Genomic DNA, 25,248 nt, shown 5'->3' on the forward strand with positions numbered 1-25,248 from the left:
GGATAGATGAGAGCCCCCGTGTGAGACCACGGGACAGTCAGTGGGTGCGGCGGTTCAGCGGGAGGCCTTCGGGTCGAGCGCGTCCCGGACGCCGTCGCCGAAGAGGTTGAAGGCGAGCACGGTGATGAAGATCGCCACACCCGGGACCACCATGTACATGGGGTCGGACTCGTAGTAGTCGATCGCGCTGGAGAGCATCTGCCCCCAGGAGGCGGTGGGCGGCTTGACGCCCACGCCGAGGAAGCTGAGCGCGGCCTCGGTGAGGATGTTCGTGGGGATCATCATCGTGGTGTAGACGATGATCGGGGCCACGAGGTTGGGCAGCAGCTCCTTGAAGAGGATGTACAGCCGGCCGGCGCCCAGCGAGCGGGCTGCCTCGACGTACTCGCGCTCACGCATCGACAGCGTCTGGCCGCGCACCACTCGCCCGATGTAGGGCCAGCCGAAGAACCCGATGACGAGGATCATCACGAAGACGCGCACGTTGGAGCCGGTCAGGCCCAGCAGGTTGCTCGGCATCACGGAGACCAGCGCGATGATGAACAGCAGCTGGGGGAAGGCGAGCAGACCGTCCATCACCCGGCTGACCAGGGAGTCGACCCAGCCGCCGAAGAAGCCGGCGAGGATGCCCAGGACCGTGCCGAGGATCACGGCGACGACGGCGGACAGGAAGCCCACCAGCAGGGAGATGCGGGCGCCGTAGAGGATGCGGGCGAAGATGTCGCGGCCGTTGACGGGCTCCACGCCGAGCAGGTGCTCACCGCTCACGCCGCCGAGCGAGCCCGTGGGGGTGCCGAACAGCGGGTCGATGAGGTTCTCGTGATACTCGTTCGGGTCCTGCCCGAGAGCGCCGGTGATGACCGGGGCGAGCAGGGCGACCACCACGAGGAAGAGCACGATGATGCCGCCCGTGAGAGCGAGCTTGTCCCGCTTCAGGCGCTCCCAGGCGATCCGGCCGAGGGAGCGACCCTGTACGGCCTTCGTGCCGGAAGCGGCGACCGCCGCTTCCTCGACCGGGCTCGGGGCCGCTTCCGCGGTCGGCTCGTGCAATGGTGCCGTCATCTGGCAGGGACCCCTCTCAACCGGCGGTAGCCGGCCCGCACTTGCCGCTGTAGCGGCGTGATCAGTCCGTTCGTGTGCAGGGGCGAAGCACCCCTGGAGCGGGAGTCTTCAACGCTTTGGCGATCTGTTGCCAGACTTGGCAGGAAAAGGATGCGTAAACGTGATGCGGTCAGAGGGATTCCGTTATCCGGACGGTGGGTAATGACTGCCGGACGGGGGCGAATGCGGACATATGCTCATTGATGCGCCTCAACTGCCGTTATCTACGCGCGAAGACGTTCGGCACCTCCCCGGAGGGAACACGCTGGGTGAGGGGTGGGACGCCGAGTCAGAAACGGCCGGCAGGAGGATAGCCGTAGCCCGCCGCGGACGCCTGCGAGGGAGCGACGGGGGCCGTGGCGTGAGCCTCGCGGTCGTAGAACGGGCGGGCGTGGACGCGCATCCACATCACCACCGGGTCGTGGTCGTCGGTCATCGCGACCGTCGACACCGGCAGGCCCTCCGGGACCGCGCCGATCGACTGCTGCATCATCGCCCGCACCGCGTCCACGGCCGGCGGGGACGTGTCGTACACGTCCAGCCCGATGACGAGGTACGGCGCGCCCAGGGCCGGCTGGACCCAGGCGCGGCGCAGTGAGCGCAACGCCGGTGTGCGGTGGGCGTTCTGCGCGAGGAGGGCGTAGAACTGCGGGATCTCCACGCCCGGTTCGGACAGCCGCAGGGGGCCGGCCGGCTGGCGGTCCAGGCCGGTGGCGATGCGGCGCAGGTCGAGCCAGGGGATGCCGACGCCGCCGCCGGGGGCGTGCGGGTTCAGCCAGAGGCCGTGGTGGTCCGGGTACAGCGTGCGGGCCACGTCGAGGCCGTCGACCACTTCGTACGATCTGTTCCAGCCGCTGGCCGAGAGTTCCTGGGCGGAGGTGACGCAGGGGGCGTAGCCGTGGCCCTCGACGTCCATCGTGCCGTACTGGGCGTCCGGGGAGCCTGCCTGGCCCTGCCACAGCAGCATCCACACCTGGCCGGTGGTCGGGGTGGCGAGGGCGCGCAGGAGCGCCTCGTAGGCGTCGTAGCGCCCGGGCGTCACCTGGCGCAGCATGTGCTCGACCTGTCCGGTCGCGATGCCGCTGGCGCTCACCTGTACCGCCCCTTCGATTGGTTGGCCGCGTTTCGTGGAGACCAGCTTAGGTGGCTTCGCCGACAACGGGTGCCCATCGGGTGTCGGTTGTTGGGGCGGGGCCCCGGGGTGGTGGCCTGGGGCGGGGGCTCGCCGTGGGCCGGTGCGGCTTTGGGGGGCTGGGCGCGCAGTTCCCCGCGCCCCTGAGGTGGGGACGGTCGCCCTTGGGGTCAGGGGGCCGGGGGTTCCCTCACCTGCGGGTGCGGGTTGTGGGGGGCTGGGGGCGCAGTTCCCCGCGCCCCTGAGGTGGGGACGGTCGCCCTGGGGGTCAGGGGCCCGGGGTGGTCAGCGGGTGTAGAAGGGGCGGACGTTTTGTTTCAGCCACTTGGCCACCGGGTCGTCCGTGACGTCCAGGAGGACCAGGTTGACCGGCCAGTGGGTCGGGGTGGCGGTCAGGGCCCGGCCGAGGGCTTCCAGGGGAAGGGCCCTCAGGTCGCCCTCCCACTGGGAGAGTTCGACGCCGACGAACATCACCGGGTCGGCCGTCTCGATGGCCGCGAGGCAGCGGCGGGCCGTGACGACGACGCCGATCGCCTCGAACTCGGCCGACGCGGCGGACAGGAAGTCGATCGGGTCGTCCTGCCAGTCGGGTTCGAACAGGCGGACCCGGCCGCCGGCGGCGGGGCCGTCCAGCGGGGTGCGGCCGGCCCGGCACAGCTCGGCGACGGCGCCGGGCGGCAGCGGGACGCCGACCACGCCCTCCGGGTTGACCGCGATGCCCACCTGCGGCGGCAGCCCGCGCGCGAACTCCACGGCCGGGGCGATGGTGTACGACATGTGCGAGCCGACGACCTGGCGGAACTGCTCCTCGGAGCTGAAGACGGGCACGTAGGCCTGGCCGTCGAGCTCCAGCGTCGGCAGGTCCAGGGGGCCACTGTGCGGGCCGCCGCCGCTGGGCAGCGGGATCCACACGAAGCTGCGGCTGAGCACCTCCACGATCCGCGCGCCGGCCCCGGGCACGCCGAGGGAGGCGGACAGCGCTTCCTCCAGCTCGTTGCCGGGCCATCCGCCGTGCGAAGGGGGGTGCGCCTGTGCCGGGAAACCCGCGGAGAAGTCCGCCGGGAAGTCCGCCGGGGGGAAATCCATCTGCCTACCGCCGCCTGCCGAGAACCACTGGTGCCAGAAAAGGCTAACGGGTACCGCCACCCCGCCCCGGCCCCACGGGACCTTTCAGCCGGTGAAGTCGATGCGGCGCAGCGTGTCCGCCGCGTCGCGGTCCAGGAGGACGGCCGAGCCGCAGCCTGCGGGCAGCCGGCCCTTCTCCACCGCGCGCAGCAGGCGGGACGCGGCCCGCCGGTGGCGCAGGAAGGCGTAGCGGGAGACCCCGCGCCCCCGCTCCCGCTGGCCGTCGAGCGCGGTGTCGACGGTGACGTCGAGCAGCAGCAGATGCAGCGTGCCCCCGCGGCGACGGGCCTCGCGGGCCAGCCAGTCGCGCACCCAGGCCTGCGTGCCGCAGTCGTGCACGACCACCCCCTTGCCCTCGCGCAGCGCGCGCCGCAGCCCCGCGTAGTGGGCGAGGCGGACGAGGGGGCGGTAGAGGGCGTACGGCAGCGCGCGCGGCGTCCGCGCGTCCCAGCGGTCCCGGGTGTCCTGCGAGTCGACGCGGTGGCCCTTGACCGTGCGCCGCATCAGGGTGGACTTGCCGCTGCCGGGCAGGCCGGTGACCACGACCAGGTCGCGGGGGCCGAACAGCAGGCCGTGCGGGCTGTGGCCGGCGCGGGCGCGCAGGTCGCGGACGACGGGAGCGGTCCGGGAGCCGCAGGCCGCTTCGGCGGGCGCCGCGGGCTGCGCCGGCACGGCGATCGCCGAGGTGGTCGCGTAGGCCGAGGTGGTCACGTACGCCGTGGTCCTGTTCACCGTGGTCGTCCTCCCCTGGGGTCCGACAAGTCTTCTCCCCGTCGAGCGTAAAGAGAAGGTAATGCGCGGTGTCTTCCGTTTTCGTGCACGTACCGCCACAAGCCGGTTACAGATGCGGCCTGCCCTGACCGGGGCGAGCCGTGCAATGATGGCCGCGCCAACTGCATACCGGCCGTTTGAATCCGCGCGGGAGAGTTCCCGGCGGCGCTCGTCCAGAGCGCCGGCCCGGGGCGCCGAAGGAGCAAGTCCCTCCCTTGAATCTCTCAGGCCCCGTACCGCGCGGGCGAGGCACATCTGAAAAGCGGGCCGGCTCCTCGTAGGGGGCGGCTCCACCCAAGGTGCAAGCCATGGTCACCCCGTCGTACGGATGGCCTTCATGGCGAACCTCTCAGGTTCCGATGACAGATGGGGAGGAACGACCTCGCCAGTCTTGCCTTGGGAGACGAACGCCCGATGAGCAGCACCCCGCTCCGCCATACCGCCCTCGACGCCCTGCACCGCTCGCTGGGCGCGACCATGACCGACTTCGCCGGCTGGGACATGCCCCTGCGCTACGGCTCCGAGCGCGACGAGCACAACGCCGTGCGCACCCGGGCCGGTCTCTTCGACCTCTCGCACATGGGCGAGATCACGGTGACCGGTCCGGCCGCGGCCGCCCTGCTGAACTTCGCGCTGGTCGGCGACATCGCCTCCGTCGGTGTGGGCCGCGCCCGCTACACCATGATCTGCGTGGCGGACGGCGGCATCCTCGACGACCTCATCGTGTACCGGCTGGCCGAGACCGAGTACATGGTCGTCGCCAACGCCTCCAACGCCCAGGCGGTGCTGGACGCCCTGGTGGAGCGGTCCGCCGGCTTCGACGCCGAGGTCCGCGACGACCGGGACGCCTACGCGCTGCTCGCCGTCCAGGGCCCGGAGTCCCCCGGCATCCTCGCCTCCCTCACCGACGCCGACCTCGACGGTCTGAAGTACTACGCCGGACTGCCCGGCACGGTCGCCGGCGTGCCCGCGCTGATCGCGCGCACCGGTTACACCGGCGAGGACGGCTTCGAGCTGTTCGTGAAGCCGGAGCACGCGGTGGAGCTGTGGCAGGCGCTGACCAAGGCGGGCGAGGGCGTCGGCCTGATCCCGTGCGGGCTGTCCTGCCGGGACACGCTGCGCCTGGAGGCGGGCATGCCGCTGTACGGGCACGAGCTGTCGCTGTCGCTGACCCCCTTCGACGCCGGTCTCGGCCGGGTGGTCAAGTTCGGCAAGGAGGGCGACTTCGTCGGGCGCGAGGCGCTGCTGGCGGCCGCGGAGCGCGCCGAGGCGAGCGCGCCGCGCGTGCTGGTCGGCCTGGTCGCCGAGGGCCGCCGCGTCCCGCGCGCCGGGTACGCCGTCGTCGCGGGCGGCGAGGTGATCGGCGAGGTCACCTCCGGCGCCCCCTCCCCCACCCTGGGCAAGCCGATCGCGATGGCGTACGTCGACGCCGCGCACGCCGCGCCGGGCACCGAGGGCGTGGGCGTGGACATCCGGGGCAGCCACGAACCGTACGAGATCGTGGCCCTGCCGTTCTACAAGCGCCGCAAGTAGCGACCGGGCGCTTCGCGTGAGGTCGCGTCCGCCGGCGTGACCCCGCGCACATTTCACCGCCCACCAGCGGTTTCCCCCGTCACCCAGCCATCAGCACTCCCCCGCGTACAGGAGAATTCAGGCCATGAGCAACCCGCAGCAGCTGCGTTACAGCAAGGAGCACGAGTGGCTGTCGGGCGCCGAGGACGGCGTCTCGACGGTCGGCATCACGGAGCACGCGGCCAACGCGCTCGGCGACGTGGTCTTCGTCCAGCTCCCCGAGGCCGGCGAGACGGTCACCGCGGGCGAGACCTGCGGCGAGCTGGAGTCGACCAAGTCGGTCAGCGAGCTGTACTCGCCGGTCGACGGTGAGATCGTCGCCGTCAACCAGGACGTCGTCGACGACCCGTCGCTGGTGAACTCCGCCCCCTTCGAGGGCGGGTGGCTCTTCAAGGTACGGGTCACGGGCGAGCAGGAGGAGCTGCTCTCCGCCGACGAGTACACCGCCTACACCGCCGGCTGAGGAGTCGTAGACGCATGTCTGTCCTGAACACGCCCCTGCACGAGCTCGACCCCGAGGTCGCCGCGGCGGTCGACGCCGAGCTGCGCCGCCAGCAGTCCACGCTGGAGATGATCGCCTCGGAGAACTTCGCTCCGCTCGCGGTCATGGAGGCACAGGGCTCGGTCCTGACCAACAAGTACGCCGAGGGCTACCCGGGCCGCCGCTACTACGGCGGCTGTGAGCACGTCGACGTGGCCGAGCAGATCGCGATCGACCGGATCAAGGAGCTGTTCGGCGCCGAGTACGCCAACGTCCAGCCGCACTCGGGCGCCTCCGCCAACCAGGCCGCCCTGTTCGCGCTGGCCCAGCCCGGCGACACCATCCTGGGCCTGGACCTGGCGCACGGCGGCCACCTCACCCACGGGATGCGGCTGAACTTCTCCGGCAAGCAGTTCGACGTGGTCGCCTACCACGTGGACGAGGCCGGGCTGGTCGACATGGCCGAGGTGGAGCGGCTGGCCAAGGAGCACCGCCCGAAGGTGATCATCGCGGGCTGGTCGGCGTACCCGCGGCAGCTGGACTTCGCGGAGTTCCGCCGGATCGCCGACGAGGTCGAGGCGTACCTGTGGGTGGACATGGCGCACTTCGCCGGCCTGGTGGCCGCGGGGCTGCACCCGAACCCGGTCGAGTACGCGGACGTCGTCACCTCCACCACCCACAAGACGCTGGGCGGCCCGCGCGGCGGGATCATCCTGGCGAAGAAGGAGTTCGCCAAGAAGCTGAACTCGTCCGTCTTCCCGGGCTTCCAGGGCGGTCCCCTGGAGCACGTGATCGCGGCGAAGGCGGTCTCCTTCAAGGTGGCGGCGAGCGAGGAGTTCAAGGAGCGCCAGCGGCGTACGGTGGAAGGCGCCCGCATCCTCGCCGAGCGTCTGACGGCCGCGGACGCCCGCGAGGCCGGGGTCAACGTCCTGTCGGGCGGCACGGACGTGCACCTGATCCTGGTGGACCTGCGCGAGTCGGAGCTGGACGGCCAGCAGGCGGAGGACCGTCTCCACGAGGTGGGCATCACGGTCAACCGCAACGCCGTCCCGAACGACCCGCGGCCCCCGATGGTCACCTCGGGTCTGCGGATCGGCACGCCGGCCCTGGCCACGCGCGGCTTCACCGCCGAGGACTTCGCCGAGGTCGCGGACGTGATCGCGCAGACGCTGAAGCCCGCCTACGACGCCGAGGCGCTGCGGGCGCGGGTCGTCGCCCTGGCCGAGAAGCACCCGCTGTACCCCGGTCTGGGGAAGTAGTTCCGTAGTTCCATCGTTTTCCGGCGGCCGCCCCGCGCACTCGTGAACGGGCGGGCGGGGCGCCCGGCGGAAGGCTTCTGCACCACCCTGTATGGAGGAGTTCCCGTGGCCATCTCGGTCTTCGACCTGTTCTCGATCGGCATCGGCCCGTCCAGCTCCCACACGGTCGGCCCGATGCGGGCGGCGAGCATGTTCGCCCGCCGGCTGCGCAACGAGGGCCTGCTGTCCTCGGTCGCCTCCGTCCGCAGCGAGCTGTACGGCTCCCTGGGCGCCACCGGCCACGGCCACGGCACCCCCAAGGCCGTGCTGCTCGGCCTGGAGGGCGACTCGCCGCGCACGGTGGACGTGGAGACGGCGGACGAGCGCGTGGAGGCGATCAGGTCGGCCGGCCGCATCCGGCTCCTGGGCGAGCACGAGATCCCGTTCGCCTACGACGACGACATGGTCCTGCACCGCCGCGAGACGCTCCCGTACCACGCCAACGGCATGACGCTGTGGGCCTACGACGAGCGGGGCGAGGAGCTCCTGACCAAGACGTACTACTCGGTCGGCGGCGGCTTCGTGGTCGACGAGGACGCGGTCGGCGCCGACCGCATCGTGCTCGACGACACGGTCCTGAAGTACCCCTTCCGCACGGGTGACGAGCTGCTGCGGCTGGCGCGGGAGACGGGCCTGTCGATCTCCTCGCTGATGCTGGAGAACGAGCGGGCCTGGCGGACCGAGGAGGAGATCCGCGAGGGGCTGCTGGAGATCTGGCGGGTGATGCAGGCCTGCGTGGCGCGCGGCATGTCCCGCGAGGGCCTCCTGCCCGGCGGCCTGCGCGTCCGCCGTCGCGCCGCCATGACGGCCCGTCAACTGAGGGCGGAGGGCGATCCGTTGGCCCACTCCATGGAGTGGATCACGCTCTACGCGATGGCGGTCAACGAGGAGAACGCGGCCGGCGGACGGGTGGTCACCGCCCCCACGAACGGCGCGGCCGGCATCATCCCCGCCGTCCTGCACTACTACATGAACTTCGTCCCCGGCGCGGACGAGGACGGCGTGGTCCGCTTCCTCCTCGCGGCGGGCGCGATCGGCATGCTCTTCAAGGAGAACGCCTCCATCTCCGGCGCGGAGGTCGGCTGCCAGGGCGAGGTCGGCTCGGCCTGCTCGATGGCCGCGGGCGCGCTGGCGGAGGTCATGGGCGGCTCGCCCGAGCAGGTGGAGAACGCGGCCGAGATCGGCATGGAGCACAACCTGGGCCTGACCTGCGACCCCGTGGGCGGCCTGGTCCAGATCCCCTGCATCGAGCGCAACGGCATGGCCGCGGTGAAGGCGGTCACCGCCGCCCGCATGGCGCTGCGCGGCGACGGCTCGCACAAGGTGTCCCTGGACAAGGTCATCAAGACGATGAAGGACACCGGAGCGGACATGTCCGTGAAGTACAAGGAGACCGCCCGGGGCGGGCTCGCGGTGAACATCATCGAGTGCTGAGGACACGCAGCGGACGGACACCGCCCGTGCGGCACGGGCCCGGCCACCCGTACCGCGGTCGTCAACGTCATGCGGGGGTTGAACTCCATCGGGTGACGTGAGCGGAGGGGAAGGTTCCGGGGTGGGGGGAGCGGGCATCAGACAACTCCCTCCCCTCCCCCAGCACTTCAGGAGTGCACCATGCTCCGAGGCATCGACGTCAGCGCGTTCCAGTCGTCCGACTACCGTACGGACGGTCTCTCCTTCGTCTTCGTCAAGGCGACGGAGGGGCGTACGTACGTCAACCCCAAGCTCGCCGCCCAGACCAAGACCGCGCGTGAGGCCGGACTGGTCGTGGGGTTCTACCACTTCCTGTGGCCCGGGAACCTCACCGAGCAGGCGGAATACTTCGTCGCCAAGGCCCCCGACCGGCCGGGCGACATCCTCGCCGTCGACTGGGAGACGACCGGCGGCGGGACCTACGCGAGCAACGCGGAGAAGGACCGCTTCATCCGCAAGGTGAAGGCCCTGCGGCCGGACAACCGCGTGATCCTCTACTGCAACCGGCACTTCTGGCTGAACGTCGACACCACGTCGTACGCCGGGGACGGGCTGTGGATCGCCGACTACGGCACGGCCGGCAAGCCCAGGATCGAGGCCCCGTGGCGCTTCCACCAGTACACCGACGACCCCGTCGACACCAACGTGGCCCGGTTCGCCGACCGGGCGGCGCTGCGGGAGTGGGCCGCGGGCGACTGAGCGCGCCCACTCCCGTGGCAGTTCGTCACTTGCTGAGGTAGCCCCAGAACTCGTCGAACGACAGGAGCTTGTCGCCGTTGAGGTCACGGCTGGCGATGACGGCCTCGGCGACCGACTCGGTGACGTTCCAGTCGCCCTGCTGGGCGAGGGCGGTCTTGAACTCGGCCGCGGTGATGAAGCCGTCACCGTCCGTGTCGATCCGCTGGAACTGCTTGCGTGCTTCTTCGATGTCGACCACCGGGTCCGCCCCTTATTCCGTAGCTTTGCTGTCGTACTGACGCAGGTCAGGTTAACGGCCCGAGTGGGCGCCCCGTGCGGCGACCACCGGCGGACGCGAGGAGCGCGGCAGTGGAGACGTTGCGGGACATACTCGACGCGGCGGCGCGGGGCGTCTTCCCGCCGGCCGACGGCGGGACGACCGTCGTCCCGCAGCACTCCGCCCGGGACGCCGGGGTGCTGTGCTTCACCGCCCACTCCGTCGTCTTCACGGACGAGGACCCCCGCTGGGTGCGTGAGACGCTCGCGGCCCTCGACTGCGACGCGCTGGCCGCCACCATGAACCCGCTCTTCCTGGCGGCCTTCATGGAACGCACCGGCCGCGCCTGCGACACCGTCGACGCGCTGCTCGTCGGCCCGCCGCTGACGGGTGAGCCGGCCCTCGCGCTGAAGGAGATCGAGGACGCGTCGCATCCCCGGGTGCGCTCCGCGCGCCGCCGCCGTGACGACGTGCGCGTCTGGTCCGCGGACGGCGGGATGCTGGCGATGGGCCGCGGGGTGGGCGGACGGCTGGAGGTGTCGGTGGAGGTGAACCCAGTGGACACAGCGGACACGGCGGACGCCGACGCCCGCCGCCGCGGGCTCGGCCGGGCCCTGGTCACCGCGGCGCGGCAGCTCGCCGGTGAGCCGCTGTGGGCGCAGATCGCGCCGGGCAACGCGCGCAGCATGCGGGCGTTCCAGGCCGCCGGGTACGTCCCGGTGGGGTCCGAGGCGCTGCTCCTCGCCCGCTGAGGACCGCGCCGCCCGCGGGTTCAGGTGAGGACGCGCAAGAGGAGCACCGAGCGGGCCGGGACCGTCAGCGGGACCGCCGAGGGGTGCGAGGTCAGCGGCGGGCGGGACTGGTCCTCGGTCGAGGTGTCCAGGACGAGTTCGTAGCGTTCGGCCCAGGGCGGGCCGGGCAGGACGAACGGGGCCGGCCGGTCGCCGGCGTGCAGGACGGCGAGGAAACTGTCGTCGGTGATGGGCGCGCCCCGCTCGTCGCGGCCGGGGATGTCGCGGCCGGAGAGGTACATGCCCAGCGTGGCCGCGGGGGCGTACCAGTCCCGTTCCGTCATCTCCGTGCCCCGCGGGGTGAACCAGGCCAGGTCGCGCAGCCCGTCCACCGAGTGGGGCCGGCCGGAGAAGAACGCCCGGCGGCGCAGCACAGGGTGGTCGTGCCGCAGGGCGATCAGCCGTGAGGTGAGGTCGAACAGGTTCTTCCAGCCCGGGTCCTCCAGCAGCCCCCAGTCGACCCAGCTGATCTCGTTGTCCTGGCAGTACGCGTTGTTGTTGCCCCGCTGGGTCCGCCCCATCTCGTCGCCCGCGACCAGCATCGGCACGCCCGTCGACAGCAGCAGCGTGGTCAGCAGGTTGCGCAGCTGGCGGCGGCGCAGGGACCGTACGCGTTCGTCGTCGCTCTCGCCCTCCGCGCCGCAGTTCCAGGCGCGGTTGTCGTTCGTGCCGTCCCGGTTGCCCTCACCGTTGGCCTCGTTGTGCTTGCGCTCGTAGGACACGAGGTCGCGCAGGGTGAACCCGTCGTGCGCGGTGACGAAGTTGACCGAGGCGTAGGGCCGCCGGCCGCCCCAGGCGTACAGGTCGCTGGAGCCCGAGAGGCGGTAGCCCATCTCGCGGACGTCGGGCAGCGCGTGCCGCCAGAAGTCCCGGACGGTGTCGCGGTAGCGGTCGTTCCACTCCGTCCACAGGGGCGGGAAGGCGCCCACCTGGTAGCCGCCGGAGCCGACGTCCCAGGGCTCGGCGATCAGTTTCACCCGGCGCAGCACCGGGTCCTGGGCGATGACCGCGAGGAACGGGGAGAGCATGTCGACGTCGTGCATGGAGCGGGCCAGCGCCGCCGCGAGGTCGAAGCGGAAGCCGTCGACGCCCATCTCGGTGACCCAGTAGCGCAGCGAGTCGGTGATCAGGCGGAGCACCTGCGGCTGGACCACGTGCAGCGTGTTGCCGCAGCCGGTGTAGTCGGCGTAGCGGCGGGCGTCCGACTGCAGACGGTAGTAGCCGCGGTTGTCGATGCCCTTGAGGGACAGCGTCGGGCCCAGCTCGCCCGCCTCGGCGGTGTGGTTGTAGACCACGTCGAGGATGACCTCGATGCCGGCCGCGTGCAGCGCCCGCACCATCCGCTTGAACTCGCCGACCTGCTGCCCCCTGGTGCCGGACGCGGCGTAGGCGGCGTGCGGGGCGAAGTAGCCGACGGAGTTGTAGCCCCAGTGGTTCTTCAGGCCGCGGCGCAGCAGATGGTCCTCGTGGGCGAACTGGTGGACGGGCAGCAGCTCGACGGCCGTGACGCCCAGCTTCACCAGGTGCTCGATCGCGGCGGGGTGCGCCAGACCGGCGTAGGTGCCGCGCAGTTCCTCGGGGATCGCCGGGTGCCGCATCGTGAAGCCGCGCACGTGCAGTTCGTAGATGACGGAGTCCGCCCAGGGCGTCTTGGGCCGCCGGTCGTCGGCCCAGTCGTCGTCGTCGTGGACCACGACGCCCTTGGGGACGAACGCCGCGGAGTCCCGTTCGTCGCGCACGGTGTCGGCGACATGCTGCTCGGGCCAGTCCCGCACATGCCCGTACACCTCGGGCGGCAGCGCGAACTCACCGTCCACCGCACGCGCGTAGGGGTCGAGGAGGAGCTTCGCCGGGTTCCAGCGCCCACCGGTCCACGGGTCCCAGCGGCCGTGCACCCGGTAGCCGTAGCGCTGGCCGGGCATCACGCCGGGGACGAAGCCGTGCCAGATCTCGTGGGTCAGCTCGGTGAGGCGGGCCCTGGTCTCCCGGCCCTGCTCGTCGAAGAGGCACAGCTCGACCGCCTCCGCGCCGGCCGCCCACAGCGCGAAGTTGGTGCCGGCGACTCCGTCCGGGCCCACCCGGAAGCGGGCGCCCAGCGGTGTGGACGCGCCCGGCCACACCGGCACGCCAGGCGTCCCCCGCCGTGCCCCGTTCACGACGGCGGACGCGGCGGTACGCCTCTCAGCCACCGCCTCCTGCTCGGCTGCGCTGGACACCGTTGCGCCTCCCGCGGCTCGTGGAACGACGGTGGCACCGGGGCGTACGGCGTCCCGGCCGCGGCTCCCCGTAGCGTCGTCCTCCCCCCTGTTCTGCCCAGACCATGCCTCGCACTCACGTTTCCCCGGAGCGTGCCCCGTCGTTGGGTATCGCGTGAGGCACGTACAACGGCGCGCGCGGCGCGCGGGGGCCGCGCTGGCCGCCGTACTGACATGGGCAGGACTGCTGGCCGGCGCGGCCGGCTGCACCGGGGAGGGCGGCCGCGGCGGCCCTGACCTGACGCAGGGCAAGGCGCCGCCGGCGAGGGACGTCATCCGCGTCACCCCGCAGGACGGGGCACGGGCGGTGCGCCCCGGCAAGGAGCTGCGGGTGCGGGTGACGGAGGGGCGGCTGGAGTCGGTGAAGGTCGTCAAGTGGCAGGACGCGCGGGAGACGCCGGTGCCGGGCGGGCTCTCCGCCGACGGCCGCACCTGGAGCCCCCGGGACGCCCGGCTCGGGCTCGCCGCCCGGTACACGGTCGACGCGGTGGCCGTCGACGGCAAGGGCCGCCGCTCGGCCCGGCACACCGCCTTCACCACCTTCGTCCCCGAGGAGCGCTTCATCGGCTACGTCACGCCGGAGAACCGCTCCACCGTCGGCACCGGGATGATCGTCTCCCTGGAGTTCAACCGGGAGATCACCGACCGGGCCGCCGTCGAGCGCGCGGTGCGGGTCACCGCCGAGCCGGAGGTCGACGTCCGGCCGCACTGGTTCGGCGACAGCCGGCTGGACTTCCGCCCCGAGACGTACTGGCGGCCCGGCACCCGGGTGAGCGTCGCCCTGCGCTTCCGTGACGTGGAGGCCGCGCCGGGGGTCTACGGGCTCCAGGACAGGACGTTCTCCTTCACCGTCGGCCGGCACCAGGTCTCCCGTGTCGACGCCGCCGCGCACACCATGGAGGTGCGGCGCGAGGACGAGCTGATCGCCACCGTCCCCGTCACGGCCGGGGCGCCGAAGACGACGACGTACAACGGCAAGATGGTGGTGACCGAGATGCTGGAGCTGACCCGGATGAACGGCGCCACGGTCGGCTTCAAGAAGAAGGACGGCAAGAGCGAGTACGACATCCCGGACGTGCCGCACGCCATGCGGCTGACCGGCTCCGGGACGTTCCTGCACGGCAACTACTGGGCGCCGGCGGACGCGTTCGGCACGGTGAACCTCAGCCATGGCTGCGTGGGCCTTCGGGATGTCAAGGGCGGCGGTTCCGACACCCCGGCGGGCTGGTTCTTCGACCGCAGCCTCGTCGGCGACGTCGTCGAGGTCGTCAACAGCAAGGACAAGACGGTCGCGGCGGACAACGGGCTCGGCGGCTGGAACATGGACTGGGAGGAGTGGACGGAGGGCAGCGCGGTGGAGTGACGGCGCCCCCGACTCGGCGACCCCGGTGATCCCGGCGACGTGATCTCCCCTCCGTGACGCGCCGCGCGTTCCCCGCCCCCGTTTCGGGAACCTTTCCTCCCAAGGTCGAAGTTGGGACGGAACGGTGACACACGGGGGCCGCCAGGGCCGTTGACCTTGTGGTTAATATGCGGCCAGCGCGGGGGACGCGCCGGTGCGCGGGCCTGACCGGCCCGGGGGAGGGGAAGAGAAAAGTGAACATGCGACCGATATCGGGGGCATCGGTTGGCAGGCGCTCAGGCGGCCGCGACAAGCGGCTGGCGCTGATCGTCGGGGGGCTGATGCTGGCCGTCACGGCCTGCGGCGGGGGCGGGGACTCCGGCTCGGAGAAGCCGAAGGCCGACGGGGGCTCCGGCTCGGCCACCGCGCAGGGCGCGCAGTCGGAGGCGGTCGTGAGCATCGCGCCGAAGGACGGCGCGAAGGACATCGACACCAACGGCACGCTGAAGGTGACCGCCGCCAAGGGCAAGCTGACCGAGGTCGTCGTCAAGGACGCCAAGGGCACGGCGATACCGGGCGCGATCTCCGCGGACGGGGCCGGCTGGACGCCGAGCACGCATCTGGCCGCCGCCACCAAGTACCAGGTGCACGCCGTGGCGAAGGACGCCCAGGGCCGTACGGCCGCCGAGGACGCGAGCTTCACCACGCTGACCCCTCAGAACACCTTCGTCGGCGCCTTCACGCCGGAGGACGGTTCCACGGTGGGCGTCGGGATGCCGTTCTCGGTGAACTTCACGCGGGGCATCACCAAGCCCGCGGACGTCGAGAAGGCGATCACCGTCAAGACCGAGCCGCCTGTGGACGTCCAGGGCCACTGGTTCGGCAACGACCGGCTGGACTTCCGTCCGGAGAAGTACTGGAAGGCCGGCACCAAGGTCACGGTGAAGATGAACCTCAACGGCGTCGAGGGCCGTGAGGGCGTCTACGGCAAGCAGACCAAGACGGTCTCCTTCACCATCGGCCGCAACCAGGTCTCCGTGGTGGACGTCGACAAGCTGACCATGCAGGTCACCCGCGAGGGCAAGACCGTCAAGAGCATCCCGGTCACCACGGGCCAGCCCGGCATGGAGACCTGGAACGGCCAGATGGTCGTCAGCGAGAAGCTGACGGTGACCCGGATGAACGGCGAGACGGTCGGCTACGGCGGTGAGTACGACATCAAGGACGTCCCGCACGCGATGCGGCTGACCAAGTCCGGGACCTTCATCCACGGCAACTACTGGGGCGGCGACGCGTTCGGCAACCGCAACGCCAGCCACGGCTGCATCGGTCTGCGCGACGTGCGCGGCGGCTACGACGGCGGGGTGCCGGCCGCGTGGTTCTTCAAGAACTCGATGATCGGCGACGTGGTCGTCGTGAAGAACTCCAACGACGAGGTCGTGTCCCCGGACAACGGCTACAACGGCTGGAACATGTCGTGGGCGGAGTGGAAGAAGTAAGCCCTCCCCCTCCCTCCCGCGGCCACCGTCAGTCACCGTGCCGCGCCACCCGGGGGGCGACCCCCGGACCCCCGGCCGCCGATGTGACCCGCGCCGCCCCGGCACCCGTTAGTCACCGTTCCGCGCCACCCGGGGGGCGACCCCCGGACCCCCGGCCGCCGATGTGACCCGCGCCGCCCCGGTACCCGTTAGTCACCGTTAACCTGCTGGCATGACCGTGAATCTCGAAGTCGCCGAGGGCGTCGGCACGATCCGCCTCGACCGCCCGCCCATGAACGCGCTGGACGTCGCCACCCAGGACCGGCTCAGGGAGCTGGCCGAGGAGGCGACCCGTCGTGACGACGTGCGGGCCGTCGTCGTCTACGGCGGCGAGAAGGTGTTCGCGGCGGGCGCGGACATCAAAGAGATGCAGGAGATGGACCACACGGCGATGATCCTGCGCGCCCGCGCGCTGCAGGACGCCTTCACGGCGGTGGCCCGGATCCCCAAGCCGGTGGTGGCGGCGGTGACGGGCTACGCGCTGGGCGGCGGCTGCGAGTTGGCGCTGTGCGCGGACTTCCGGATCGCCGGCGACAACGCGAAGCTGGGCCAGCCGGAGATCCTGCTCGGTCTGATTCCCGGTGCGGGCGGCACCCAGCGGCTCGCCCGGCTGGTCGGCCCGTCCAAGGCGAAGGACCTGATCTTCACCGGCCGGATGGTGAAGGCGGACGAGGCGCTGAGCCTGGGCCTGGTGGACCGGGTGGTCCCGGCCGACGAGGTGTACGCGCAGGCGCACGCGTGGGCGGCGAAGCTGGCGCAGGGTCCGGCGATCGCGCTGCGCGCGGCGAAGGAGGCGATCGACACGGGTCTGGAGACGGACATCGAGACGGGTCTCGCCGTCGAACGGAACTGGTTCGCGGGCCTGTTCGCCACGGCGGACCGGGAGATCGGCATGCGGAGCTTCGTCGAGGAGGGGCCGGGCAAGGCGAAGTTCCTGTGAGGCGAGCCGCGTGAACGCGCGGTCCACCGGATTACGGGAACCTTAAGGCAGCCTTAAGCCTGTCTTGTCCGGGGAGCCCGGGGCCCGCTTCCCGGCCGGTCGTCGCGGCAGGTGGACGCGGGTTTCCGCCGACCCCGTCCACCTTCGGCACATCCCGGGGGCGCCCTTCGGAACAGTGCCCTCCAGGGGGTGTATTCCTTGGGAACCACCTCGGCGCCCGCGCCGGACGGCCATGATGGGGGGCATGGCGGGGCTGGAGGGTATCGATCAGCCGCGGGGGGACGGTCGCGTGGCCGCGGCACGCTGGTCGCCCGCGGTCGTGGACGAACGGGCGCTCAACGCGGTGGAGTTGTTCGGCGACCCGACCGAGGCGGAGGTCCGGCTGCCGTCCCGTCCCGAGTCCGCCGCCGCCGCCCGCCGACTCGTCCAGGTCATCGTCCTGCGCCGCTGGCAGCTCACCCCGAGGATGACGGAGGACGCCGTACTGCTGGCCTCGGAACTCGTCGGCAACGCCGTCCGGCACACCGGCGCGCGGGTCTTCGGCCTCCGGATGCGCCGCCCGCGCGGGCGGATCCGCGTCGAGGTCCGCGACCCCTCGCGCGGGCTGCCCTGTCTGATGCCGGTGCAGGAGCTGGACGTCAGCGGCCGGGGCCTGTTCCTCGTCGACAAGCTGGCCGACCGCTGGGGGGTCGATCTGCTGCCCCGGGGCAAGACGACGTGGTTCGAGATGCGGGTCGCGGACCACTGACCCCACGACCACCGCCAGGCCGTTCGCATGACCGAACACGCAGGTCGTAGGACCATCGCACGATCACGTTCCGGCCAAAACCCGCTGGGCGATGTCAGTGGCGGTCCGTAGGCTCGCCGGTGATGCCGACGACACGTGCAAGCACCAAGGATCGTTCCTCCGTCCGGACGTTGCTCCGCCTGTGGCCCTACGTGCGCCCGGTGCGGGTGCGGTTGTTCACCGCCGCGTTCGTCGCCGTCGTGGCCTCGTGCACGGGACTGGTGATCCCCCTCGTGCTGAAGTGGATGGTGGACGGCCCGGTCGCCGACCGGGACCCGGCCGGGGTCTGGCTGGGCGCGCTGTACCTGCTGCTGCTCGGCATCGCGGAGTCGGTGCTGTTCGGACTGCGGCGGTGGCTGGTGGCCCGGCCGCTGGCCCATGTCGAGGCGGAGATGCGCTCGGGCCTCTACCGGCACCTCCAGCGGCTGCCGGTGGCCTTCCACGACCGCTGGCCCTCCGGGCAGCTGCTGTCCCGGGCGACCACGGACCTGATGCTGCTGCGGATGTTCCTCGCCTTTCCGCTGACGTTCCTGCTGGTCAACGGGGTGACGATCATCGTCGGCGTGATCATCATGCTGATGCAGGACTGGTCGCTGGGGCTGGTGATCCTCGGGCCCGCGATCCCCGTGATGGTGATGTGCGTGGTCTTCGAACGCCGGTACGCGATCGTGGCGCGGCAGGCGCAGGACCAGGTGGGTGATCTGACGACGGTCGTCGAGGAGAGCGTCCTCGGGATCCGCATCATCAAGGGGTTCGGCCGGCACCGCAGTCAGGCGCGGGCGTTCCGGGAGCTGTCGCGGACGCTGCGCGGGACGGAGCTGCGCAAGGCGCGGCTGCTGGCGACGATCTGGGCGGTCATCGTGACGCTCCCCGAGGTGGCCATCGGGGCGGCGCTGGTGCTCGGGGCGGTGCAGGTGGCGGACGGGGACCTGTCGGCGGGGACGCTGGTCGCCTTCCTGTCCACGGCGCTGGCCCTGCGGTGGCCGGTGGACTCCATCGGGTTCCTGCTGGCGATGAGCCAGGAGGCGGCGACCGCCACCCAGCGGTACTTCGAGGTGATGGACGCGGAGCCGGAGGAGCGCGGCCCGGCGGCGCGGGAGGCGGCTGCGCCCAACCGTGCCGAGGACGGCTTGCTGTTCGACGGGGTCGTGTTCCGGTACCCCGACGCCGAACCGGACTCCGCTCCCACCCTCGTGCGGGTCGACCTGCATGTGCGGGCCGGGGAGTCCATGGCGCTCGTGGGCGCTACCGGGAGCGGGAAGACGACGCTCACCGCGCTCGTGCCGCGGCTGCACGAGGTGACGTCCGGGCGGATCCTGCTCGACGGCGAGGACGTCACCGCGATGTCCCGGGAGGAGCTGCGGGCGAAGGTCGCCGTGGCCTTCGAGGAGCCGACGCTGTTCTCCGCGAGCGTCGGGGAGAACGTGCTGATGGGGGCGGACGCCGACGCGGGCGCCCAGGAGCTGGAGCGGGCGCTCGCCGTGGCGCAGGCCGACTTCGTGCACGCGCTGCCGCAGGGGACGCTGACCCAGGTCGGCGAGCAGGGGCTGAGCCTGTCCGGCGGGCAGCGGCAGCGGCTCGCGCTCGCGCGGGCGGTCGTGGGGCGGCCCCGGTTCCTCGTCCTCGACGACCCGCTGTCCGCGCTGGACGTCCACACGGAGGCCGCCGTGGAGGCCGCGCTGCGCCAGGTCCTCGCCGACACCACCGCGCTGATCGTGGCCCACCGCCCGTCGACCGTGCTGCTCGCCGACCGGGTCGCCCTGCTGTCGGGCGGCCGGATCAGCGCCGTGGGCACCCACCACGAACTGCTGCGCACCAACGCCGAGTACGCGCACCTGATGTCCGGCGAGACGAGCGACGTGACGTCGGGCGCGACGGCCGGCGCCCCGTCCCGGGACCAGGAGGACGACCGCCGATGACCGCCCCCACGCCCCCCACCCCCTCCCCCACCGCCGAGGGCACCGGGCGCGAGCACGAGCAGCCGCCCGCGCGGGGCGACGGCGACCCCTTCGACCGGGACGTCCTGCCCACGCCGCCGGGCGCCACGTCGGCCCTGCTGCGGTCGCTGCTCGCGCCGATGAAGGCGCGCGTCGCCCTCACCACGCTCCTGCTGCTGCTCCAGCAGGCGGCCGTGCAGGCGGGCCCGCTGCTGGTCGCGTACGCCATCGACCGCGCCGTGCCGGCGTTCCGCGACGACGACCACGGCCCGCTCGTCGCCGTGGCCGCCGGATACCTGCTGTGCGCGCTGGCCGCCGGCGGGTTGCAGTACGGGTTCCTGATCGTCTCGGCCCGCGTCAACCAGGACGTGCTGCTGGACCTGCGCGGCCGGATCTTCCGGCACGCGCAGGCGCTGAGCGTCGACTTCCACGAGCGCTACACCTCGGGCCGGCTGATCTCCCGCTCCACCACGGACGTGGAGTCCCTGCGCGAACTGCTCGACGAGGGGCTCCAGGAACTGATCACGGTCGTCCTGTCCTTCGTCTTCATCTCGGCCATGCTGCTCTGGCTCGACCTGGGACTGGGGGCCGTGGCGGTGGCGTCCTTCGTGCCGCTGCACTTCCTGGTGCGGATCTACCAGCGGCGCGCGAAGGCGGTGTACCGGGCGCGGTCCACCGCGATCGCGGCCGTGATCGTGAAGTTCGTGGAGACGATGAACGGCATCCGCCCGGTGCGCGCGTTCCGCCGCGAGAATGTCAACGACGCCGAGTTCCGCACGCTGAACCAGCGGCACGAGCGGACCAACGGCGACGCACTGCTGGAGATGGCCCGGTACGTCGTCGGCTCCCGGCTGGTCGCCAACACCTCCGTCGCGCTGATCGTGCTGTGGGGGGCCTACCGGGTCGCGGACGGCACCCTGGCCCTGGGCGTGCTGGCGGCGGCGGTGCTGTACCTGCGGCGGCTGTACGACCCGATCGACCGGCTCGCCATGTTCCTCAACTCCTACCAGTCGGCGGCGGCCTCGCTGGAGAAGATCGCGGGGCTGCTGGCCCAGACGCCGTCCGTGCCCGAGCCGTCCGCGCCCCGGGAGCTGCCCGCCCGGCAGGGCGGACGCCCCGGCCGGGAGGTCGTGTTCGACGCGGTCGGCTTCGGTTACCGCACCGGCGGCGAGGTGCTGCCCCGCTTCGACCTGACCCTGCCGGCCGGGCAGACGGTCGCGGTGGTCGGCTCCACCGGCGCCGGCAAGTCCACGCTGGCCAAGCTCCTCGCCCGCTTCTACGATCCCAGCGCCGGCCGGATCCTCCTGGACGGCGTCGACCTGCGCGATCTCGCGGTGCCCGAGCTGCGGCGCGGCGTGGTGATGGTGACGCAGGAGGCGTTCCTGTTCTCCGGCACGGTCGCCGAGAACATCGCGATCGGCCGGCCGGAGGCGAGCCGGGAGGACATCGAGCGGGCGGCGAAGGCCATCGGCGCGCACGAGTTCATCAGCGCGCTGCCCGACGGCTACGACACGGACGTACGCAAGCGGGGCGGCCGCATCTCCGCCGGTCAACGCCAACTGGTGGCCTTCGCGAGGGCGTTGCTCGCCGATCCGGCGGTGCTGATCCTCGACGAGGCGACCAGCTCGCTCGACGTGCCGGGCGAGCGGGCCGTGCAGGCGGCGATGGCGACGGTGCTCAAGGGCCGTACGGCGGTGGTGATCGCGCACCGGCTGTCCACCGTGGAGATCGCCGACCGGGTGCTAGTCATGGAGCACGGCCGGATCGTCGAGGACGGCAGTCCGGCCGAACTCGTGGCGGGCACGGGCCGGTTCGCGGATCTGCACCGGGCGTGGCGGGACAGTCTGGCGTGACGCGCGCAGAAGGGGACGTGAGGACCGGCAGGGGGGACAGTTGATCGACGCGTACGAGGACCCGGGGACGCCCGACCGCCGTGGCGGCGCCCGGTACCTGTGGTGGCTGGTGTGCTGCCAGCCGGGGCGGTCGGTGGCCGGCGCGGTGCTGGGCAGCGTATGGCTGGTGCTGATGGCGTCGGCGCCGTACCTGCTGTCGAAGGCCGTCGACGAGGGGCTGGAGCCCGGCGACACGGCCGCGCTGGCCGGCTGGACGACGGCCCTGTTCGTGGTCGGCGCGGGCAACGCCTGGGTGAGCATCATGCGGCACCGCACGATGACGCGGGTGCGCATGGACGCCAACTTCCGCACGGTGAAGGTGGTCGTGGGGCAGGCGGTGCGGCTGGGCGCCGCGCTGCCGCGCCGGGTGGGGGCCGGTGAGGTCGTCACCGTCGGGGTGGGCGACGTGGGCACCGTCGCTTCGGCGCTGACGGTGATCGGACCGGGCGTCGGCTCACTCGTGGTGTACGTCGTCGTCGCCGGGTTGCTGCTGTCCGTCTCGCCGCTGCTCGCGGGGGTGGTGCTGCTGGGGATGCCGGTGGTGGCGGTGCTGGTCGGGCCGCTGATGGCACGGTTGCAGGGCGCGGAGAGCGAGTACCGGGAGCGTCAGGGCGTGCTCACCGCCCGCATCGGCGACCTCGCGGGCGGGCTGCGCGTGCTCAACGGGCTCGGCGGCAAGCGGTTGTTCGCGGACGCCTTCGCCCGTGACTCGCAGCGGCTGCGCGCCCAGGGGTACCGGGTCGGCTCGGTCACCAGCTGGATGCAGGCGCTGGGCGTGGGGCTGCCGACGGTGTTCCTCGCGGTGGTGACCTGGCTTGCGGCCCGGCTGGCCGCCCAGGGGGAGCTGACCGTGGGCGAGCTGGTCTCGGTGTACGGCTATGTCGCCGTGCTGGTCGGCCCGGTGGCGTTCCTCGTGGAGATGGGGTACGAGCTCAGCCGTGGTGTGGTGGCCGCCCGCCGGGTCGTACGGCTGCTGCGGCTGGAGCCCGAGCCGGACACCGGGACCGCCGAAGCGCCCGCCGAGCCGTCGGTGCTGGAGGACCCCGCGTCGGGTGTGCGGGTCGCGCCGGGCCGGCTGACCGCGCTGGCCGGAGCCCGGCCCGCCGACGCCGCCGAGGTCGTCGACCGGCTGGGCCGGTACACGCCGTCGGACGTCACCTGGGGCGGCGTGCGGCTCGACGCGGTCGCCCTGGAGCAGGTCAGGGCGCGCATCCTGGTCGCCGACAACGAGGCCGACCTGTTCGCGGGCAGCCTGCGCGAGGTGGTGGGCGGCCGGCGGGGACGCTCACCGGAGGAGGAGCGGCGGGCGCTGCGGGCGGCGGCCGCCGAGGATGTCGTGCAGGGGCTGCCCGAGGGACTCGACTCGCCCGTGGCGGCGCAGGGCCGCAGTCTCTCCGGTGGTCAGCGGCAGCGTGTCCGGCTGGTGCGGGCGCTGCTCGCCGACCCGGAGGTGCTGCTCGCCGTCGAGCCGACGTCGGCGCTGGACGCGCACACGGAGGCCGCGATCGCCGGACGTCTGCGTGCGGCGCGGGCCGGCCGCACGACCGTCGTCACCAGCACCTCCCCGCTGCTGCTGGACCACGCCGACACCGTCCACTACCTGGTGGACGGCAAGGTGGCGGCGAGCGGCCCGCACCGCAGTCTCCTGGCGACGGAGCCGGGCTACCGGGCGCTGGTGGCGCGAGACCCGGACGACGACGAGGACGACGGGGGCGCCTCAGGCGGGGTGAAGGTGCGGGGCGGGCAGGCCGCGCCGGGCGCCGAAGGTACAGAAGGTGTCGAGGAGGTTCTGCGGTGACGGCGGGCGGCGGGGGCGTGGCGGCGGACGACGGGCGGGGCGCGGGGCGGCTTCCCGTCGCCGGGCCGGGCGAGGTGCGACGGGCCGTGGGGCGGCTGGTGCGGGCGGACGGACGGGCCTTCGCCGTCGTCCTCGCGCTGAACTCGCTGGCCGCCGCGGCCGGTCTGGCCGGTCCCTGGCTGCTGGGCCGGATCGTCGACGCGGTGCGGGAGGGCGGCGGGGTCGGCGCGGTGGACCGGCTGGCGGCGGCCATCCTGGTGTGCGCGCTGGCCCAGCTGCTGCTGGCGCGCTGGGCCCGGTACGCGGGGCACCGCTTCGGGGAGCGCACGCTCGCCCGGGTGCGGGAGCAGTTCGTCGACCGGGCGCTGTCGTTGCCGGCGTCGGTCGTGGAGCGGGCCGGGGCCGGTGATCTGACCATGCGCGGCACCGCCGACGTGGCCGCCGTGGGCGCCACCCTGCGCGACGCCGGTCCCGAGCTGCTGGTGTCCTCGGTGCAGGCGCTGTTCCTGATCGGCGCGGTGTTCCTGGTCGACCCGCTGCTCGGCGCGGTCGGGGTGCTCGGGCTCACGCCGATCCTGGTCGTGCTGCGCTGGTACCTGCGGCGGGCGCGGACCGGCTATCTGGCCGAGGGCGCGGCCACCTCCGAGGTCGCCGAGATCCTCGCCGCGACGGCGACGGGGGCCCGTACGGTCGAGGCGTTCCGGCTGCGGGAGCGGCGGATCGCGGCCAGCAGGGAGGCGCTGGAGACCTCGCGGCGGGCCCGCTTGCACACCCTGTACCTGCGGTCGGTGTTCTTCCCGGTGATCGAGGTGTCGTACTCGCTGCCGGTGGCGGGCGTCCTGCTGCTGGGCGGGGCGCTGCACGCGCGGGGCGCGGTGAGCCTGGGGGCGGTGGTGGCGGCGGCGCTGTATCTGCGCCAGTTCACCGGGCCGCTGGACGAGATCCTGATGCGGGTTGACCAACTCCAGAGCAGCGGGGCCTCGTTCGCCCGCGTGGAGGGGCTGGGCGAGGCGTCGCGGCCGGCGGGGGCGGCCGGCGGCGCGCCGGACTCCGCCCCGGTTCGTGTCCCGGCGGACGACCTGATCGAGATGACGGACGTGCGGTTCGCCTACGAGCGGGGCGGCGAGGTGCTGCGCGGGGTGGACCTGACCGTGCGGCCGGGTGAGCGGCTCGCGGTCGTCGGCCCGTCCGGCGCGGGGAAGTCCACGCTGAGCCGGCTGATCGCGGGCGTGGACGCGCCCACGGCGGGCTCGGTGACGGTCGGCGGGGTGCCGGTGGCGGAGCTGGCGCCGGAGGTGCTGCGCCGGCAGGTCGTGCTGGTCACCCAGGAGCACCACGTGTTCATCGGCACGGTTCGCGACAATCTGCTGATCGCGGAACCGGCGGCGACCGACGAGCAGTTGTGGGCCGCGCTGACGACCGTCGGCGCCGAGGGCTGGGTGCGGGAGCTGCCCGGCGGCCTCGACGCGGAGCTGGGCGCGGACCGGGGCCGTACGGACGGCTCCCGGGCGCAGCAACTCGCGCTGGCCCGGGTGGTGTTGGCGGACCCGCACACGCTGATCCTGGACGAGGCGACGGCGCTGCTGGATCCGACGACCGCCCGGCACACCGAACGCGCCCTGGCCGCGGTCCTGCGCGGCCGGACGGTCATCGCGATCGCCCACCGGCTGCACACCGCGCACGACGCGGACCGGGTGGCCGTGATGGAGGACGGGCGGCTCGCCGAACTCGGCACGCACGAGGAGCTGGTGGCGGCCGGGGGCCCGTACGCGGCGCTGTGGGGGACATGGCACGGGGAGCCGAGGAACTGACAGCCGGGAGAAGGCCGTTCAGGGCCGGATCCGGATGGCTCATCCGTATATCGAACATGAACTCCCGGTCAACGAACCGTTTCCGGCCAACTTTCTGACGCGCTCCTGACAGACAGCGCTGCCACCTGCCACTCTTCCCCCTGCTACTGCACAGCAACCCCACAGCACCACCCCGTTCTGCGTACCGCCCCAAGACGTCCAAGACGTCCAAGTCGTGCCCGGACGGCCGATCCGCCGTCCGGTCTCCCC

At 72.4% G+C, this 25,248-nt stretch carries 20 protein-coding genes and 1 riboswitch; of the genes, 14 read left to right on the forward strand and 6 right to left on the reverse strand.

Translation table 11 applies throughout. The features are described from left to right. Positions 1-54 precede the first annotated feature (54 nt). The 4 genes from EV567_RS23495 to EV567_RS23510 form a co-directional block, all read right to left on the reverse strand. Positions 55-1,062, reverse strand: coding sequence for an ABC transporter permease (locus EV567_RS23495; protein WP_130443316.1), 1,008 nt, complete (start codon positions 1,060-1,062; stop codon positions 55-57). A 328-nt stretch (positions 1,063-1,390) separates the two neighbouring features. Beyond that, entirely contained in the window at positions 1,391-2,194 is an 804-nt protein-coding gene (locus EV567_RS23500; RefSeq protein ID WP_130443318.1) for an enhanced serine sensitivity protein SseB C-terminal domain-containing protein, read from the reverse strand. A 324-nt stretch (positions 2,195-2,518) separates the two neighbouring features. Then, positions 2,519-3,319, reverse strand: a complete 801-nt coding sequence (locus EV567_RS23505) for an enhanced serine sensitivity protein SseB (protein WP_130443320.1) — start codon at positions 3,317-3,319, stop codon at positions 2,519-2,521. Between the two features lie 84 nt (positions 3,320-3,403). After that, the gene (locus EV567_RS23510) at positions 3,404-4,090 is read right to left on the reverse strand and encodes an AAA family ATPase (protein ID WP_165430470.1); all 687 of its coding nucleotides are present in this window, start codon (positions 4,088-4,090) and stop codon (positions 3,404-3,406) included. A gap of 177 nt (positions 4,091-4,267) precedes the next feature. Further along, positions 4,268-4,378, forward strand: a riboswitch (glycine riboswitch). 165 nt (positions 4,379-4,543) lie between these two features. On the opposite strand from EV567_RS23510, the gene gcvT reads away from it, so the two are divergent. The 5 genes from gcvT to EV567_RS23535 all read left to right on the forward strand — a co-directional run bounded on the left by gcvT (position 4,544) and on the right by EV567_RS23535 (position 9,652). Further along, on the forward strand, positions 4,544-5,662 hold the full coding sequence (gene gcvT / locus EV567_RS23515; RefSeq protein WP_130443322.1) for a glycine cleavage system aminomethyltransferase GcvT: 1,119 nt from the start codon (positions 4,544-4,546) through the stop codon (positions 5,660-5,662). 124 nt (positions 5,663-5,786) lie between these two features. Beyond that, positions 5,787-6,164 carry a glycine cleavage system protein GcvH gene (gene gcvH, locus EV567_RS23520; protein WP_130443324.1) on the forward strand — a complete coding sequence of 126 codons (378 nt, stop codon included), beginning with the start codon at positions 5,787-5,789 and terminating at the stop codon, positions 6,162-6,164. 14 nt (positions 6,165-6,178) lie between these two features. Further along, positions 6,179-7,441, forward strand: coding sequence for a serine hydroxymethyltransferase (gene glyA, locus EV567_RS23525; protein ID WP_130443326.1), 1,263 nt, complete (start codon positions 6,179-6,181; stop codon positions 7,439-7,441). 105 nt (positions 7,442-7,546) lie between these two features. Then, on the forward strand, positions 7,547-8,914 hold the full coding sequence (locus EV567_RS23530; protein WP_130443328.1) for an L-serine ammonia-lyase: 1,368 nt from the start codon (positions 7,547-7,549) through the stop codon (positions 8,912-8,914). Between the two features lie 180 nt (positions 8,915-9,094). Next, a complete protein-coding gene (locus EV567_RS23535) occupies positions 9,095-9,652 on the forward strand; it encodes a glycoside hydrolase family 25 protein (protein WP_130443330.1) in 558 nt (185 codons plus the stop codon). Between the two features lie 25 nt (positions 9,653-9,677). On the opposite strand, the gene EV567_RS23540 is transcribed toward EV567_RS23535, so the two are convergent. Further along, positions 9,678-9,890: an EF-hand domain-containing protein gene (locus EV567_RS23540; protein WP_130443332.1), complete on the reverse strand. Its 213-nt coding sequence runs from the start codon at positions 9,888-9,890 to the stop codon at positions 9,678-9,680. A 110-nt stretch (positions 9,891-10,000) separates the two neighbouring features. On the opposite strand from EV567_RS23540, the gene EV567_RS23545 reads away from it, so the two are divergent. Further along, positions 10,001-10,660: a GNAT family N-acetyltransferase gene (locus tag EV567_RS23545; protein WP_130443334.1), complete on the forward strand. Its 660-nt coding sequence runs from the start codon at positions 10,001-10,003 to the stop codon at positions 10,658-10,660. 20 nt (positions 10,661-10,680) lie between these two features. On the opposite strand, the gene glgX is transcribed toward EV567_RS23545, so the two are convergent. Continuing rightward, on the reverse strand, positions 10,681-12,915 hold the full coding sequence (gene glgX, locus EV567_RS23550; RefSeq protein ID WP_130443336.1) for a glycogen debranching protein GlgX: 2,235 nt from the start codon (positions 12,913-12,915) through the stop codon (positions 10,681-10,683). A gap of 154 nt (positions 12,916-13,069) precedes the next feature. On the opposite strand from glgX, the gene EV567_RS23555 reads away from it, so the two are divergent. From EV567_RS23555 to EV567_RS23590, 8 genes are all read left to right on the forward strand, one after another. Beyond that, the gene (locus EV567_RS23555) at positions 13,070-14,317 is read left to right on the forward strand and encodes an Ig-like domain-containing protein (RefSeq protein WP_130443338.1); all 1,248 of its coding nucleotides are present in this window, start codon (positions 13,070-13,072) and stop codon (positions 14,315-14,317) included. A 233-nt stretch (positions 14,318-14,550) separates the two neighbouring features. Then, the gene (locus EV567_RS23560) at positions 14,551-15,795 is read left to right on the forward strand and encodes an Ig-like domain-containing protein (protein ID WP_407071614.1); all 1,245 of its coding nucleotides are present in this window, start codon (positions 14,551-14,553) and stop codon (positions 15,793-15,795) included. Positions 15,796-16,006: 211 nt separating this feature from the next. Continuing rightward, positions 16,007-16,774 carry an enoyl-CoA hydratase/isomerase family protein gene (locus EV567_RS23565; protein ID WP_130443342.1) on the forward strand — a complete coding sequence of 256 codons (768 nt, stop codon included), beginning with the start codon at positions 16,007-16,009 and terminating at the stop codon, positions 16,772-16,774. A 244-nt stretch (positions 16,775-17,018) separates the two neighbouring features. After that, positions 17,019-17,522, forward strand: a complete 504-nt coding sequence (locus EV567_RS23570) for an ATP-binding protein (protein WP_130443344.1) — start codon at positions 17,019-17,021, stop codon at positions 17,520-17,522. 122 nt (positions 17,523-17,644) lie between these two features. Further along, the gene (locus EV567_RS23575; protein ID WP_130443345.1) at positions 17,645-19,480 is read left to right on the forward strand and encodes an ABC transporter ATP-binding protein; all 1,836 of its coding nucleotides are present in this window, start codon (positions 17,645-17,647) and stop codon (positions 19,478-19,480) included. Next, positions 19,477-21,351: an ABC transporter ATP-binding protein gene (locus tag EV567_RS23580; RefSeq protein WP_130443347.1), complete on the forward strand. Its 1,875-nt coding sequence runs from the start codon at positions 19,477-19,479 to the stop codon at positions 21,349-21,351. The genes EV567_RS23575 and EV567_RS23580 overlap by 4 nt, the downstream gene beginning before the upstream one ends. Before the next feature lie 40 nt (positions 21,352-21,391). Further along, a complete protein-coding gene (locus EV567_RS23585; protein WP_130443349.1) occupies positions 21,392-23,188 on the forward strand; it encodes an ABC transporter ATP-binding protein in 1,797 nt (598 codons plus the stop codon). Further along, positions 23,185-24,999, forward strand: coding sequence for an ABC transporter ATP-binding protein (locus EV567_RS23590; protein ID WP_242620978.1), 1,815 nt, complete (start codon positions 23,185-23,187; stop codon positions 24,997-24,999). Before EV567_RS23585 ends, EV567_RS23590 begins: the two co-directional genes overlap by 4 nt. The last annotated feature ends 249 nt before the right edge of the window (positions 25,000-25,248 follow it).

Origin of the sequence: Streptomyces sp. BK239 (assembly GCF_004217285.1) — a bacterium.
In the GTDB taxonomy this organism is placed as follows: domain Bacteria; phylum Actinomycetota; class Actinomycetes; order Streptomycetales; family Streptomycetaceae; genus Streptomyces.

Coding starts and splice junctions, on each gene's coding strand:
- EV567_RS23495 (WP_130443316.1), bottom strand. CDS start 1,062: ATGACGGCACCATTGCACGAGCCGACCGCGGAAGCGGCCCCGAGCCCG.
- EV567_RS23505 (WP_130443320.1), bottom strand. CDS start 3,319: ATGGATTTCCCCCCGGCGGACTTCCCGGCGGACTTCTCCGCGGGTTTC.
- gcvT (WP_130443322.1), top strand. CDS start 4,544: ATGAGCAGCACCCCGCTCCGCCATACCGCCCTCGACGCCCTGCACCGC.
- gcvH (WP_130443324.1), top strand. CDS start 5,787: ATGAGCAACCCGCAGCAGCTGCGTTACAGCAAGGAGCACGAGTGGCTG.
- glyA (WP_130443326.1), top strand. CDS start 6,179: ATGTCTGTCCTGAACACGCCCCTGCACGAGCTCGACCCCGAGGTCGCC.
- EV567_RS23535 (WP_130443330.1), top strand. CDS start 9,095: ATGCTCCGAGGCATCGACGTCAGCGCGTTCCAGTCGTCCGACTACCGT.
- EV567_RS23565 (WP_130443342.1), top strand. CDS start 16,007: ATGACCGTGAATCTCGAAGTCGCCGAGGGCGTCGGCACGATCCGCCTC.
- EV567_RS23570 (WP_130443344.1), top strand. CDS start 17,019: ATGGCGGGGCTGGAGGGTATCGATCAGCCGCGGGGGGACGGTCGCGTG.
- EV567_RS23575 (WP_130443345.1), top strand. CDS start 17,645: ATGCCGACGACACGTGCAAGCACCAAGGATCGTTCCTCCGTCCGGACG.
- EV567_RS23580 (WP_130443347.1), top strand. CDS start 19,477: ATGACCGCCCCCACGCCCCCCACCCCCTCCCCCACCGCCGAGGGCACC.